Origin of the sequence: Streptomyces sp. NPDC050560, from assembly GCF_044457285.1 — a bacterium.
In the GTDB taxonomy this organism is placed as follows: Bacteria; Actinomycetota; Actinomycetes; order Streptomycetales; family Streptomycetaceae; genus Streptomyces.
In genome coordinates this window covers 1-13920 of sequence record NZ_JBITGT010000001.1, presented here as the reverse complement: position 1 = coordinate 13920, position 13920 = coordinate 1, and the positions used below count along the sequence as shown (strand labels likewise).

Below are 13920 nucleotides of genomic sequence, written 5' to 3'. Positions count from 1 at the left end.
GGTGTCTCATTGGGCGGGACGGGACGTCGCAGCTCAGGGGAGGGGCGCGGTCGCCGGATGCACTGCGGCCTCCGCGGGGTGCAGCCACAGCGGCCCGCCCGCGGTGTCCACCCGCACCGCCCCCGGCGGCGGCCAGGGCCCCTCGGTGAGCACCGCGCGCTCCGGGTCCGTCAGGGTGCGGTGGCGGGCGAGCGCGGCGGCGGGGGAGAGCGGCGCGGGCTCCCTGAGCAGTCCGGGGGCCAGGCGCTCGGCGGCGTCCGCGTACGCGCCGTAGGGCCGCCGGCCGGGCACCGCGCGGTGGCGGCCGTCGGGGGCGCGGAACAGCAACGTCGGGAGCGCATAGCGGAGTTCGCCGTCCGGTGTCTCCTTCGCCGCCCCGGGGTGCGGGGAGCCGCCCGGCACCGACAGCACCTCGGGCACAGGGCGCCGCGCCTCCGCGTGGTCCGCCCGCACCCGCTCCCGTACGGCGGCCGAGGCCGCGTCGGCGGCGAGCCGCGCGGCGTCGAGTCCGGGCACACCCCGTGCGGCGGCGAGGGCGAGCGCGGGTGTGTCGGCGGGCACACCGCGCACGAAGACGCCCTCGCGCAGCCTGCGCAGCACCCCCTCGGCGACCGGGGCGCCCTGGAGTTCCGCGGCGGCGGCGACCAGCGACGCCGACCAGGACTGTGCGGCCACCCGGTCGAGCCGGTACGGCCGTGGCGCGTGGGTGTGACCGCTGATCTCCGCCAAGTGCCCCGCGTACCAGGCGGTTTCCGCGGCGGGGTCGGGCGCGGGGTCGTCGCCGACGTCAAACAGGATGGAGAACACCCGCCGCCACCGCACCCGTTCGCCGAGCGCGGCGCGCAGCCGCCGGAAGACCGGCTCCGAGCCCCACGCCCACGGGCACAGCGGGTCCGTGTACTCGACCACCTCCAGGCCCGGTGCGGGCTCGGCACCGGCGGCCGCGGGCCCGGCGCTCACACCGCGCCGATCCTGGTACGGGGCTGCGCGCCCGCGGGGCCGGTGGCCGCGGCGGGCAGCAGCGCGGCCAGGGTGAGCGCGCCGAGTACGTCCTTCGCGTCCGCCTCGATACGCCGCCACACCCCGGGCAGCCCCCCGGCGGGCCCCGGATAGCCGAGGCCGGCCAGCGGCTCGCCGCGCAGCGACAGCACCTCGCCGTCGACCGCGAGCACCACGTCGAGCAGGGTGATCTCGGCTGCGGGCCTGCCGAGCCAGTAGCCGCCCTCGCAGCCGCGCTGGCTGCGCACGAGCCCCGCCCTGCGCAACTCGCCGACCACGGACTTCAGGAACCGGAACGGAATCTCCTGCGAGGAGGCGATCGCCTCGCAGGTGAGCGGACGGGCGGGCGCACGCGCCAGTTCGAGCAGGGCCCGGACGGCGTAGTCCGCCTTGGCGGAGATCTGCATGCCCGCCATCATGCACGAACACCGCGGCGCCGGGCGGGGCTTCGGCCCCGCGGTGGATTCATTGCGGGAACGTTGCCGCAGGTGAACGCCAATGGATACCTCTTGACATCCTTTCTGCCGCAGCCGTAGCTTCCGGGCATGAGCGAGCCGCCAACGGCCCCCGGCGCGGGGCGCGCCACGGCCCACACCCCGTACACACCCTCCGAAGCGAACACGCCCGCGGGGCCCCGGGACACGGTCGCGGGCGAGGGCTTCCACCCCCACCTCCATGAGTCCCCTGGACACGCCACGACACCGCTGCGCGCCCGGCTGCACCATGTGCGCGCCGACGGCCTCGACGGCGACACCGCGCAGACCGGCGGCATGCGCAGGTTCGCTGCGGTGAGCGGGCGGACGGTCGGCTCGGAGAAGCTCTGGATGGGCCAGACCCACGTCGCCCCCGCCACCTCCTCGTCCGACCACCACCACGGTGCGTCCGAGACCGCGATCCATGTGGTCAGCGGCCACCCGGAGTTCGTCTTCGTGGACGAGTCCGGCGGCGAGCCCGAGGAGGTGCGGCTGCGCACCGCCCCGGGCGACTACGTCTTCGTACCGCCCTACGTGCCCCACCGCGAGGAGAATCCCGACCCCGCGGAGGAGGCGGTGGTGGTGATCGCCCGCAGCACCCAGGAGGCGATCGTGGTCAACCTGCCGGGCCTCTACGCGCTGCGCGTGGAGGGGGCGGGCGACGGGTGACGGCGGCCGCGCGGGCGTGGTGCGGACGGCCGGTGCGGGGCCCGGCCCGGGTACGGCCCGTTCACGGCGCGGGGGCGAGGAGCCCCAGGTCGCGCAGGCTCTCCGCCGACTCGACGACGGTGGTCTCCGCGGGGCGCGGGCGCCAGCCGAGCAGGTCGCGGGCGCGGTCGTTGTGGATGACAGGGCGCGGCGGCCCGTCGCCCGGCGCCTCCTCGGACGGCACCCGCGCGGCGAGCGCGCCGAGCCGCCGCCGCAGGATGCCGGCCAGCTCCACGAAGCTCATCGCCGGGTCGTCGGAGACGGCGAGGAACCGCTTCCCCGCCGCCTCGGGCGCGGCCATCGCGTGCAGATGCAGCTCTGCCACGTCCCGTACGTCGGCGACACCGAAGCGGGCCCGCGGCGCGACCCCCATCCGGCCGTCCAGCATCGCCGCGACCAACTGCATCGAGGACCCGGCACGGGTCGTCAGCGTCGGCCCGAAGATCCCGGTCGGATTGACCACGACCAGCTCGGTGCCGCCGCCCCCGCGCCCCATGAGGTCCCACGCGGCGCGCTCCGCGATCGCCTTGGAGCGCGGATACGGGGCGAGGCCCGGGGTGTCGGGGTCGGTCCAGTCGTCCTCGGTGAACTCCGAGCCCGGCTTCGGCGAGTAACCCACCGCGGCGAACGACGAGGTCAGCACCACCCTGCGGGCACCCGCGCCGCGCGCCGCGCGCAGCACCCGCAGGGTGCCCTCGCGGGCGGGCACGATCAGCTCGTCGGGGTCGTCCGGCTGGACGGCGGGGATCGGCGAGGCGACATGGTGCACCTCCGCGCAGCCCGCGACGGCCGCGTCCCAGCCCCCGTCGGCCAGCAGGTCCGCGGTGACGACGGCGAGCCCGGCGTCGTCGGCGCCGCCGCGCCGCACCGCCGCACGCACCTCGCCCTCCTGCGCCGGCGAGCGGACGGTGGTGCGCACCGGGCGGCCGGACCGCAGCAGCGCGGCGACCACATGGGTGCCCAGATATCCGGAGCCCCCGGTGACCAGGACGGGTCCCATCACGCCACCTCAGGACGCAGCTCGTCGACGATGCCGACGAGCCGCCGCACCGCCTCGTCCTCCGCCGCGCTGTCCCCGCGCTCGCGCGCGTCCCACAGCGCCGCCTTCTCCCGCAGGTAGCCGAGGCGTGCCCGGCGCGCCGCGATCTCCGCCTCGACCCGCTCGGCGTGCCGCAGCAGCAGGTCCCGCTGCTCGCCCGCCGCCGCCCGCCCCCTGGCCCTGTTGGCCTGGTACGTCCGCATGTCCTCGATGCCCACCCCGGCGGCCCGGAGGCAGGCCAGCGCCTCCAGCACGTCGAGGTCCCCGGAGCCGTAGCGCCGGTGCCCGCTGCTCTCGTCCCGGTGGATCGGCCCGACGAGGCCGACGTCCTCGTAGTAGCGCAGCGTGGGCTCGCTCAGCCCGGTACGCCGCGACGCATCCTGGATGGTGAACGCTGTCATGGGCGCAGCGTCACACACCTCAAGCGCTTGAGGGCAAACCCGCAGGGCGGTGTCCCCACGCGCCGGCCGCCCCACGCCCGCCTCCGCCGCGCCGCTCCCGCCGCTGCCCCCGCCCGCGCCCGTACCGTCTGCCTCCGCGACGATGGGCCCCACGCTTCCCCAGGAGGAGAGGACACCGCGATTTCGCGCGGGTCGCCGCACCCCCCGTACTCGTCGGCGGGGCACGGCAGTTGCTCGTCGAACTCGTCGGCCACTCGCTCGGCGGCGCGGTCGCGATCAGCCTCGCGGCCGGGCGGCCCGATCTCGTGGGGCGCCTGGTGGTGGCCGAGCCGAACCTCGACCCCGGGGTCGGCTCCCTCTCCTCGCGGATCACGGGCTGGAGCGAGGCGGAGTCCGCCGCCACCGGACACCAGGCCCTCGTCGGGTCGCTGCTGTCGGCGGGCGCCGTGTCGGACGGCAACGCGGCGCAGTTCGCCCGCACCGTACGCCGCCGGTCCGCCCGCGGCCTGCACCGCACCGCGGTCTCGCTGCTGGCCGACCGCCCGGCGACGTTCCGCCACCAACTGACCGCGTTCGAGGGCGACAAGACCTACATCAGCGGCGAGCGCTCCCGCGAGAACCTCACCGAACTCCACGCCACGGGCAGCGACGTCCGCGTGGTGCCCGCCGCGGGACACGTACTCCAGGGGGACAACCTGGACGGCTTCGCCACGGCGGATCGCACGGTGACACCGGCCGCGGGGCGCACGGGGCGCACGGGGCGCCGGGGCCAGGCGCACGCGGCCGTTCCGGCTCCCCGCCTTCCGGCCCCCGGCCTCTGGCCTCTGGCTCCCGGCCCCGGTGCCGCCGACGGCGCGCCATGGCCGGGGTGCCCGCGGGGGATGCCCGCGGTGGGGCGTTCAGCGGTTGAGGAGGCGGCCCGTCACCAGGGAGCGCGCCTCGTGTCTCGTGGTGCCGAGCGCGATGGCGATCCGCTCCCAGGAGGACTCGGCGTCGTCGTCGGGGACCGCGTTCAGCGCGGCCAGCCTGGTGGCGTCGCGGATACGGCGGTCCAGCAGGGCCGCGGCCCTGACCGCGGCCAGCGGGGCGTCCTCGGCCAGGCGCTCAAGCACCGCGGCCATCTCCGCGATCTGGCCGTGCAGGGCGGCGGGCAGCGGCACCGTGCGTGCCTCCACGTCCGCGAGATGGCGGTCCCACTCGCCGCGTAACGCGCCGAGGTCGACGTCGTCGCGCGGGTCGTCGACCCGGTCCCAGTCCAGGACCAGGCGCCCCGTCCCCGCCCAGCCGCAGGCGCAGGCGGCACGCAGCGCGTGCGCCCGCGGCGCCCCCGCGCCGCCGTCGTAGATCCACCAGTCGTCACGGCTCGGCATGTAGGCGCCGCTGCCGAGGTCGTAGTACACCGGCTTCGGCTCGGCCCCGTCGGGGAGCAGCGGCCGCGGTCTGCCGCGGTGCGCCTCGCCCAGGTCCTCGCTGTACCACCACTCGCCGCCGAACGGCTCCATCGGTCCCCGCCCTCCCTCGGTCCGGCCGCGGACGTCCGTGTGCCGCAACGCCCGCCGCTGCCAGGGGCGTTCGCCGCGTGCCCGCACGTCCGAGGATCGCGCACCGGGCCCCTCCGCGGGGCCGGATCGGCCCTTTCGCCGGGTACGGATCGCTTTCGTCCGCACACGCACCGCGGTGGGAGCGCCCGGGTGCCGGAGGCGGAGTGCCGTACCTGACTACCGCAGTGACGCGGGCCGGGCGGCGGCCGGTGCGGCGCTCGCGAGGCCGGGGGCCTGGGGGGCGCCCACGGCGGGGGTGGCCTGCAACTGCTCGATGACGTTGTTGATATGGGCGCGGACCGCGGACTCGGCGGCGGCCGGGTCGCCGCCGACGACCGCGTCGATGATGGCGAGGTGCTGGGGGAGCGACTGCGCGGGCCGCCCCGGCCGCAGGGCCAGGCGGAACTGGTACCTGACCATCTGGCCGTTCAGACGCTCAAGCAGCTTCTGCGCCACCGTCTGGCCGCTCGCCTCCGCCACGAGGTCGTGCAGCCTGCGGTTCAGCGCCGAGTACTGGTCGAGGTCGTGGGTGGCCACCGCGTCCCGCATCTCGGCGCCGATCGCCAGCAGGCTCTCCCGCTGCCGCTGCGTGGCGCACTCGGCGGCCCGGCGGGCGCACAGCGCCTCCAGGGAGGCACGGCACTCGGTGATCAGGATGGCCTCCTCGACGGAGACGACCCGCACCCGGGCGCCCCGGCGCGGCACCAGATCGACCAGGCCCTCGGCCGCGAGGTCCTGTAGCGCCTCGCGGACCGCGCTGCGGGTGGCGAGGTAGGTGTCGGCGAGCTCCTGCTCGACGAGGCGCTGTCCCGGGACCAGGTCCCCCGACGTCAGCGACCGCCGGATGCCCTCCCCCACCAGCCGCTTTCCCTCCTGCCCTGTCACTCGCCTGTCCTGCACCTGTACCGCCTCTGCCATCCCGACTCCGCTGGGTCCGGGGAAGTCTATAACCCCCCGCATCCACCGTCGACCAGCACGAAAACTATTTCCTCGATTACATTGTCAACAAGCGCGTTGACGGTTAGGTTGCGGCTTGTGCCGAGACCGGCACGCGCACCGCCGCGGAGGCCGTGACCCGTACCGGGGCCACGGGCCGAGGGCCACGGCGGCGGGGACGGCGCCGACCGGGCGCCCCGACGACGGCTCCCGCCCCGGCCGGGCGGAGGGCGGGGACGCGGCGCCCCCACGTCACACGGCGACGGGACCGCCGGGCGGCACGCGAATCTGGCAAGGAGAGACATGATCATCGACTGTCACGGTCACTTCACCACCGCGCCGGACGCCCTCGGCGCCTGGCGGGACCGTCAGGTCGCCGCGCTCGCCGACCCCTCCGCCGCGGCCCCCACGGCCGCGGAACTGCACATCGGCGACGACGAACTGCGCGAGAGCGTCGAGACGAACCAACTGCGCATGATGGACGACCGCGGCATCGACCTCACGGTCTTCTCCCCCCGCGCGTCCTTCATGGCGCACCACATCGGCGGCTTCGAGACCTCCGCGCGCTGGGCCGAGGTCTGCAACGACCTCTGCCACCGGGTGAGCACCCTCTACCCCGGGCGCTTCGCGACCGCCGCGATGCTGCCCCAGTCGCCCGGCGTCGACCCCGCCACCTGCGTGCCCGAGCTGACCAGATGCGTCGAGGAGCTGGGCGCCGTCGCCGTCAACCTGAACCCGGACCCCTCCGGCGGCCACTGGACGGCCCCGCCCCTGACCGACCGCTCCTGGTACCCCCTCTACGAGAAGCTCGTCGAGTACGACGTCCCGGCCATGGTGCACGTGAGCACCAGCGTCAACGCCGCCTTCCACACCACGGGCGCGCACTACCTCGGCGCCGACACCACCGCGTTCATGCAGCTCGTCCAGGGCGACCTCTTCACCGACTTCCCCACCCTCCGCCTGGTCATCCCGCACGGCGGCGGAGCCGTCCCGTACCACTGGGGCCGCTTCCGGGGCCTCGCCATGGCCCTCGGGAAGCCGGACCTGGAAGAGCACGTCCTGCGCAATGTGTTCTTTGACACATGTGTCTACCATCAGCCCGGTATCAACCTCTTGCTGGATGTTCTTCCGATACGTAACGTCCTCTTCGCCTCCGAGGCGATCGGCGCCGTCCGCTCCGTCGACCCGGGCACCGGGCACCACTTCGACGACACCCGCCGCTACGTGGAGAAGGCGGGCCTGTCCGCCGCCGACCTGGCCGCCGTCGAGGAACTCAACGCCCGCGCCGTCTACCCCCGCCTGAACGCCGTGCTGCACGGCCAGGGCCGCTGACCCGAAGGGACACCCCCGTGTACGAGCTAGGAGTCGTCCACCGCTCCGTCGCCAGGCCGCCGCGCGCCGACGTCGAGGCGCTGTCCGCCTTCGGTGTCGCCACCCTCCACGAGGCCCAGGGCCGCACCGGGCTGCTGCGCCCCTACATCAGGCCCGTCTACCAGGGCGCCGCGCTCTGCGGCACCGCCGTGACCGTGCTGCTCCAGCCGGGCGACAACTGGATGCTGCACGTCGCCGCCGAGCAGCTCGAACCGGGCGACGTACTGGTCGCCGCCTGCACCACCGAGTCCGAGGACGGCTTCTTCGGGGAACTCCTCGCCACCTCGGTACGGGCACGCGGCGGCACGGGACTCGTCATCGACGGCGGCTGCCGCGACGTCGACGCGCTCAGGGAGATGGACTTCCCCGTCTTCAGCCGCGCGGTCAACGCCAAGGGGACCGTCAAGGCCACCGTCGGCTCCGTCAACGTCCCGGTCGTCTGCGCCAACGCCCTCGTCCACCCCGGCGACGTCGTCGTCGCGGACAGCGACGGCGTGGTCGTCGTACCGGCAGCGCACACCGCCGAGGTCGCCGCGCAGGCGCGCAGCCGCGAGGACGCCGAGGAGGAGAAGCGCGGCCGGTTCGCCGCCGGTGAACTCGGCCTTGACCTGTACGGAATGCGCGAGAAGCTCGCCGCGGCCGGCCTCAGATACGAGGACTGAGGCCCCACCGCGGCCCGCGGAGGCGCCCCGCGGAGGGCGCACAGAACACGACGTACCACGGCGGCGCACGCCGTGGCCCCGCGTTTCCCAAGGAGGTTCAGGTGCGCATCGTAGATACGCATACACATGTCATCGCGACCGACACCGAGCGATATCCCGTCGACCCCATCGGCGGCAAGCAGTCCACCTGGTCGCAGCTCCACCCCGTCGACATCGACGGCCTCGTACGGGCGCTCGACGACGCCGGGATCGACCGGGCGGTGGTGGTGCAGGCGTCCACCGTCTACGGCCACGACAGCCGCTACGTCGTCGAGGCCGTACGCGCCCACCCGGACCGGCTGACCGGCGTGTACTCCCTCGACGCCATGGCCCCCGACGCCGTCGACCGCATCCGGCACTGGCAGGACCAGGGCCTGTCCGGCTTCCGGCTCTTCACCACCGGCACCACCATGCCGGGGCAGGCCGACTGGCTCGGCCACGAGGACTCCTTCCCCGCCTGGGCCTACGCCGAGGAGCACGACATACCCGTCTGCCTCCAGATGACGATCCAGGGGCTGCCCGCCCTGCGCGAACTGCTGCGGCGCTTCCCCGGCGTCCGGGTGCTGCTCGACCACTGCGCGCGCCCCGACCTCTCCGACGGCCGCCCCTACCGGCTCGCCCACGACCTCTTCGACCTCGCGTCCTTCCCCGGCGTCCATCTCAAGCTCACCCACCGCGCCCTCGCGGCCTCCGAGAAGGGCGCCTCGACCACCCCCCAGTTCCTCGCCGACCTCGTCGCCGCGTACGGCGCGGGACGCATCGCCTGGGGCTCCAACTTCCCCGCCGCCGAGGGCACCCCCGCCGGCATCCTCGCGGAGGCGCGGGAGAAGACCGCGAGCCTGTCCGAGGCCGACCAGGACATGGTCTTCGGGGGCACGGCCGCCGCCTTCTACCCCTCGCTTGCGGCCGACGGGAGCGCGTCATGACCACCCCCGTCACCCTGCGCACCGCGCTGGCCGACTACCCGCACACCGCGCCCCTGAAGAGCGGCGCCGTCAGCGGCACCAAGGCGCGCTTCGACTTCCACGAGGTCGCGCCCATCCACCGCGCGTTCGCCCCCATGGTCCGCGAGAGCGCCTACGACATCAGCGAGCTGGCCATCGTCACCGCGCTCCAGGCCATCGCCTACGGCCGCCCCGTGGTGCTGCTGCCCGCCGTGGTGGCCTCGCGCTTCCAGCGCGGCTGCCTCATCGCACCCACCGCGCGCCCCGTCGCACCGGAGGAACTGGCCGGGAAGCGGATCGCGGTACGCGCGTTCACCCAGACCACCGGCATGTGGGTACGCGCCCACCTTGCGGAGGACTACGGACTCGCCGCCGAGAGCATCCACTGGAACACCCGCGACGGCGCCCACGTCGCCGAGTACCGCGACCCCGGCTTCGTCGAGCACACCGTCGGCACGTCAAGCCTGCCCGACCTGCTGCGCGAGGGACGCGCCGACGCCGCCATCCTCGGCAACGACCTGCCGGGCGGCGACGAGTTCACCCGCGTCATCCCCGACGCGGAGGCCAGGGACCGGCAGTGGTGGCGGCGCCACGGGTTCATGCCCATCAACCACATGGTGGCGGCGAGCCACAGGACGTGCCGCGACAAGCCGGACGCGGTCCGCGAGGCGTACGCGCTGCTGCGGCGCGCCGACGCCACCGTGGCACGCCCCGCCGAAGACCCGAGCCCCACCCTCTTCGGCTTCGAAAAACTTCGCGGGCCCGTCGAGTTCGTCATCGACGCCTGCGTCGCCCAGGGGCTGCTGCCCCGACGCCTCGACCTGACGGAGGTCTTCGGCCCCGCGGAGGACCTGCTCGGCCACGACGGGGACTGAGCCGGCCCGGGAGACCGTGTCGGCACCGGCCATTCAACGGAGAAACCGGAAACGATGAGCGAAACCACTTCCACGGGCGTCCCCGCACAGTCGGGCGCGCCCCCGCAGAACAGCAAGCCAAGAAAGCCGTTCTACCTCGACCTCGCCTTCCAGGTGCTGGTCGGAGTCGCCCTCGGGGTGCTCGTGGGCTCCCTGGTGCCCTCGGTCGCACAGCACACCCAGTTCCTCGGGGACATCTTCATCCATCTGATCCAGATGGTCGTCGGCCTCATCATCTTCTGCACGGTCACGCACGGCATCGCCAGCGTGCGCGACCTCGGCAAGGTGGGCCGCATCGCCATCAGGTCGCTGGTGTACTTCGAGGTCATCACCACGATCGCGCTGGTCATCGCCCTGATCGTGGTCAACGTGCTCAAGCCGGGCTCCGGCATGCACATCGACCCCTCGTCGCTGCACGCCGACTCCTCGGCCACCGCGCCGGCCAAGTCGGAGGGCTTCGACGACTTCCTGGTCGGACTCGTGCCGACCTCCGCGGTGCAGGCGTTCGCGGAGAGCAGCATCCTCCAGATCCTGGTCTTCTCCGTGCTGTTCGCCTGCGGCCTCGCCTCGGTCGGGGAGAAGGCCAAGCCGGTGCTCGACATCGTCGGCACGGTGCAGCAGTCACTGTTCTGGATCATCCGCAAGGTGATGCGGATCGCCCCGCTGGCCGCGTTCGGCGCGATCGGCTTCACGGTCTCCGAGTACGGCCTGCACACCCTGGTCTCGCTGGGGCGGCTGATCGGCGTCTTCTACCTCATCGTCGTCCTCTTCTTCGTCCTGGTGCTGTGGCCGGTGTCGCGGTACGCGGGCGTCAGCCTGCTGAAGGTGATGCGCTACTTCCGAGCCGAACTGGTCCTGGTCCTGGGCACCAGTTCGTCGGAGAGCGTGTTCCCCCAGCTCACGGCGAAGCTGAAGCGACTCGGGGTGGACGAGCCTGTGGTGGGCCTCGTGCTGCCCACCGCCTACAGCTTCAACCACGACGGCACCTGTCTGTACTTCGCCGCGGTGAGCGTGTTCCTCGGCCAGGCCACCGGCGCCGACCTGAGCTGGACGGCCCAGCTCTCCCTCCTGGTCGTGCTGCTGCTCACCTCGAAGGGCGGCGCCGGAGTCTCCGGATCGGCGATCGCGGTGCTGGCGCTCACCCTCAGCTCCACCCACTCGATCCCGGTCAGCAGCATCGCCCTGGTCCTCGGCGTCCACAGCATCCTCTCGGCGGCGTTCGTCTTCACGAACATCGCGGGCAACTGCGTGGCCACCCTGGTCGTGGGCAAGTGGGAGAAGGCCATCGACCGCGACCGCCTGAAGGCGGAACTCGACAGCGGGTACCAGCAGGCGGCGTGAGGGGAGGCGGCGGCCACGAACCGCCGCCACCGCAAGCGGCCGGGGTCCACGAGGGGAGGACCCCGGCCGCCCCATGCCCCCCGGAGGCCGCCCCGTTCACCCCCTCCCCAGCACCCCCTTCGCCTCCCCCGCCGTGGCGATCGAGCCCGTTATCAGGCAGCCGGCCGTGTGTTCCTCTGCGAGGCGCAGGGCGGTGGTCAGGGCCTCGGGGAGGTGGGGGTGTACGCGTAGGCGGTGGGGGCCGAAGACGGCCATTGCGATACTGGCCAACTCGGCCGCGGGCAGGGCGCGTTCGGTGGTGTTCTCGGTGACGACCAGCAGGCTCAGGGCGGGTTCGAGCGCTTCCAGCATGGCCCGTGCGTCCTTGCCCGCGCTGACGGCCACCACCCCGATCACGTCTCCCCGCGGGAACACCTCCGCGACCGCCTCCGCCGTGGCCAGGGCGCCCGCGGGGTTGTGGGCGGCGTCCACGACGACGGTGGGGTTCTCGCGCACCGTCTCAAGACGCCCGGGGGAGGCGGCCGACGCGAACGCCGTACGCACCAGCCGCGGGTCCAGTGGCCCCGCGCCCCCGGTTCCGACGCCGAGGAACGCCTCAGCGGAGGCGAGTGCGACGGCCGCGTTCTGCGCCTGGTGGCGGCCGTGGAGCGGCAGGAACACCCCGGGGTAGGCGCCGCCGATGCCGCGCAGCTCCAGCGACTGCCCGCCCGGCACCGGCCTGCGCGAGACGAGCGCGAACTCTCTGTCCTGGCACGCGAGTTCGGCGGAGTGTGCCCTCGCGGCGCGCACCAGGACGCGTTCGGCGTCGGCGGGCTGCCGTGCCAGGACGGTGGTGCCGCCCGGCTTGATGATCCCCTTCTTCTCCTCGGCGATCTCGCCGGGCGTCGAGCCCAGCCGGTCGGTGTGGTCGAGGGAGACGGGGGTGACGACGGAGACGGTGCCGTCGAGGACGTTGGTGGCGTCCCAGGTCCCGCCCATGCCGACCTCCACCACGGCGGCGTCCACCCGCGCCCGCGCGAACGCGGCGTACGCCATGCCGGTCAGGACCTCGAAGAACGACAGCCGGTGCCGCTGCGCCGCGTCCACCGCCAGGACATGGGGGCGCAGCCGCTCGTAGGTGCGGGCGAACAGCTCGGGGGAGACGGGCGCGCCGTCCAGGCCGATGCGCTCGGTGACCGAGCGCAGATGCGGGGAGGTGTAGCGGCCGGTGCGCAGCCCGTGCGCCAGGAGCAGCGCCTCCACCATCCGTGCGGTGGACGTCTTGCCGTTGGTGCCCGTGAGGTGGATCGATGGGTACGCGCGCTGCGGCTCGCCCAACTCCCGTACCAGGGCGGCCATTCTGACCAGCGAAGGGTCGAGGCGTGTCTCGCCCCAGCGGGTCGCGAGTTCGGCTTCCACGGCCGCGAGGGCGGCCTCGGCGTGGGTGGGCGGTTGGTCCCGGTCGGTGGACATGGTCGGGGCCTCTCGTGCGGCTGGGGGTGTCGTCCGGCGGACGGGATGTGCCCGCCCCCCGATGGCCGCCCCGGTGGCGGGCGTCCCGCTCAGGTGGGGACGGGCTCCCGGCGGGCCTGGCGGATGGCGGCCTTGAGGGTGTTGGTGAGGAGCATGGCGATGGTCATGGGTCCTACGCCGCCGGGGACGGGGGTGATGCGGGCGGCGATGCCGTGGAGTTCGGTGGCGCGTACGTCTCCGGTGAGGCCGTGGGGTGTGCGGTGGATGCCGACGTCGATGACGGTGGTGCCGGGGCTGATGTGTTCGGGGCCGATGAGTGCGGGGACGCCGGTGGCGACGACGACGATGTCGGCGGGGCGTGTCACGGCGGCGAGGTCGGTGGTGTGTGCGTGGGCGACGGTGACGGTGGCCCCGCGGTGTAGCAGGAGGGAGGTGAGGGGGCGGCCGACGAGCTGTCCCCAGCCGACCACGGCCACCCGCGCACCCCGTAGCTCGACGCCCTCCGCGTCCAGCAGTTCCACGATGCCGCCCGGGGTGCACGGCACTAGCCCGTCCTCGCCCTGGGACAGGAGGCCCGTACTGCCCGTGGTGAGGCCGTCGACGTCCTTGTCGAGCGGGATGCGCTCGATGAGCGGGGCGGCGTCGAGCGGTGCGGGGAGGGGGAGTTGGAGCAGGATGCCGGAGGCGGCCGGGTCGGCGGCCAGTGTGTCGATGACGGCGGCCACCTGGTCGTGGGTGGTGTCCTGGGGGAGGTGGGTGTGCAGGTCGCGCATGCCGGCCTGGCGCACCGCGCGCCGTTTGGCGGCCACGTAGACGGCGCTCGCCGGGTCGCTGCCCACCAGGATCGTGGCGAGACCCGGCGGCTCACCGACCGCGCGGAGCGCGGCGACCTGCTCGGCGACCCCGGCCTTTACGCGGTCGGCGGTCTTCCTGCCGTTGATGAGGGTGGTCATGGGCGATCCGCTTTCTGCCGGTGCGCGTTCCTGGTGTGCCGGTGTGGCCGTCGTCAGGTGAAGACGATGGTGTGGTTGCCGTTGCGGATGACGCGGTCTTCGGCGTGCCAGAGGACGGCGCGGGAGAGGACGGCGCGTTCGACGTCG

General features: G+C 73.9%; 14 protein-coding genes. 6 read left to right on the top strand and 8 right to left on the bottom strand.

What is annotated here, in order from left to right; translation table 11 throughout:
- Positions 1-33: 33 nt before the first annotated feature.
- Together ACIBIW_RS00070 and ACIBIW_RS00065 are read right to left on the bottom strand one after the other, a co-directional pair.
- Positions 34-960 carry a DsbA family protein gene (locus ACIBIW_RS00070; RefSeq protein WP_399330166.1) on the bottom strand — a complete coding sequence of 309 codons (927 nt, stop codon included), beginning with the start codon at positions 958-960 and terminating at the stop codon, positions 34-36.
- On the bottom strand, positions 957-1406 hold the full coding sequence (locus ACIBIW_RS00065; protein WP_399330164.1) for an RrF2 family transcriptional regulator: 450 nt from the start codon (positions 1404-1406) through the stop codon (positions 957-959). The genes ACIBIW_RS00070 and ACIBIW_RS00065 overlap by 4 nt, the downstream gene beginning before the upstream one ends.
- A gap of 138 nt (positions 1407-1544) precedes the next feature.
- On the opposite strand from ACIBIW_RS00065, the gene ACIBIW_RS00060 reads away from it, so the two are divergent.
- The gene (locus ACIBIW_RS00060) at positions 1545-2141 is read left to right on the top strand and encodes a cupin domain-containing protein (protein WP_399330162.1); all 597 of its coding nucleotides are present in this window, start codon (positions 1545-1547) and stop codon (positions 2139-2141) included.
- Positions 2142-2202: 61 nt separating this feature from the next.
- Here ACIBIW_RS00060 and ACIBIW_RS00055 read toward each other — a convergent pair whose 3' ends face one another.
- The 4 genes from ACIBIW_RS00055 to ACIBIW_RS00040 all read right to left on the bottom strand — a co-directional run bounded on the left by ACIBIW_RS00055 (position 2203) and on the right by ACIBIW_RS00040 (position 6079).
- The gene (locus ACIBIW_RS00055) at positions 2203-3180 is read right to left on the bottom strand and encodes an NAD-dependent epimerase/dehydratase family protein (RefSeq protein WP_399330160.1); all 978 of its coding nucleotides are present in this window, start codon (positions 3178-3180) and stop codon (positions 2203-2205) included.
- Complete coding sequence (locus ACIBIW_RS00050; RefSeq protein WP_399330158.1) at positions 3180-3620, bottom strand: MerR family transcriptional regulator; 441 nt, start codon at positions 3618-3620, stop codon at positions 3180-3182. Before ACIBIW_RS00050 ends, ACIBIW_RS00055 begins: the two co-directional genes overlap by 1 nt.
- An 899-nt stretch (positions 3621-4519) precedes the next feature.
- Positions 4520-5122, bottom strand: coding sequence for a hypothetical protein (locus tag ACIBIW_RS00045; protein ID WP_399330156.1), 603 nt, complete (start codon positions 5120-5122; stop codon positions 4520-4522).
- Positions 5123-5338: 216 nt separating this feature from the next.
- The gene (locus ACIBIW_RS00040) at positions 5339-6079 is read right to left on the bottom strand and encodes a GntR family transcriptional regulator (RefSeq protein WP_399330154.1); all 741 of its coding nucleotides are present in this window, start codon (positions 6077-6079) and stop codon (positions 5339-5341) included.
- Positions 6080-6400: 321 nt separating this feature from the next.
- Between ACIBIW_RS00040 and ACIBIW_RS00035 the strand changes: the two genes are divergently transcribed.
- The 5 genes from ACIBIW_RS00035 to ACIBIW_RS00015 all read left to right on the top strand — a co-directional run bounded on the left by ACIBIW_RS00035 (position 6401) and on the right by ACIBIW_RS00015 (position 11368).
- Entirely contained in the window at positions 6401-7429 is a 1029-nt protein-coding gene (locus tag ACIBIW_RS00035; RefSeq protein WP_399330152.1) for an amidohydrolase family protein, read from the top strand.
- Between the two features lie 17 nt (positions 7430-7446).
- The gene (gene ligK / locus ACIBIW_RS00030) at positions 7447-8130 is read left to right on the top strand and encodes a 4-carboxy-4-hydroxy-2-oxoadipate aldolase/oxaloacetate decarboxylase (protein ID WP_399330150.1); all 684 of its coding nucleotides are present in this window, start codon (positions 7447-7449) and stop codon (positions 8128-8130) included.
- 101 nt (positions 8131-8231) lie between these two features.
- Positions 8232-9095, top strand: coding sequence for an amidohydrolase family protein (locus ACIBIW_RS00025; RefSeq protein WP_399330148.1), 864 nt, complete (start codon positions 8232-8234; stop codon positions 9093-9095).
- Entirely contained in the window at positions 9092-9988 is an 897-nt protein-coding gene (locus ACIBIW_RS00020) for a hypothetical protein (protein ID WP_399330146.1), read from the top strand. Before ACIBIW_RS00025 ends, ACIBIW_RS00020 begins: the two co-directional genes overlap by 4 nt.
- Before the next feature lie 54 nt (positions 9989-10042).
- The gene (locus ACIBIW_RS00015) at positions 10043-11368 is read left to right on the top strand and encodes a cation:dicarboxylate symporter family transporter (protein ID WP_399330144.1); all 1326 of its coding nucleotides are present in this window, start codon (positions 10043-10045) and stop codon (positions 11366-11368) included.
- A 96-nt stretch (positions 11369-11464) separates the two neighbouring features.
- On the opposite strand, the gene ACIBIW_RS00010 is transcribed toward ACIBIW_RS00015, so the two are convergent.
- Together ACIBIW_RS00010 and ACIBIW_RS00005 are read right to left on the bottom strand one after the other, a co-directional pair.
- Complete coding sequence (locus ACIBIW_RS00010; protein WP_399330142.1) at positions 11465-12820, bottom strand: bifunctional folylpolyglutamate synthase/dihydrofolate synthase; 1356 nt, start codon at positions 12818-12820, stop codon at positions 11465-11467.
- 89 nt (positions 12821-12909) lie between these two features.
- Positions 12910-13773: a bifunctional 5,10-methylenetetrahydrofolate dehydrogenase/5,10-methenyltetrahydrofolate cyclohydrolase gene (locus ACIBIW_RS00005; protein WP_399330140.1), complete on the bottom strand. Its 864-nt coding sequence runs from the start codon at positions 13771-13773 to the stop codon at positions 12910-12912.
- Positions 13774-13920 lie beyond the last annotated feature (147 nt).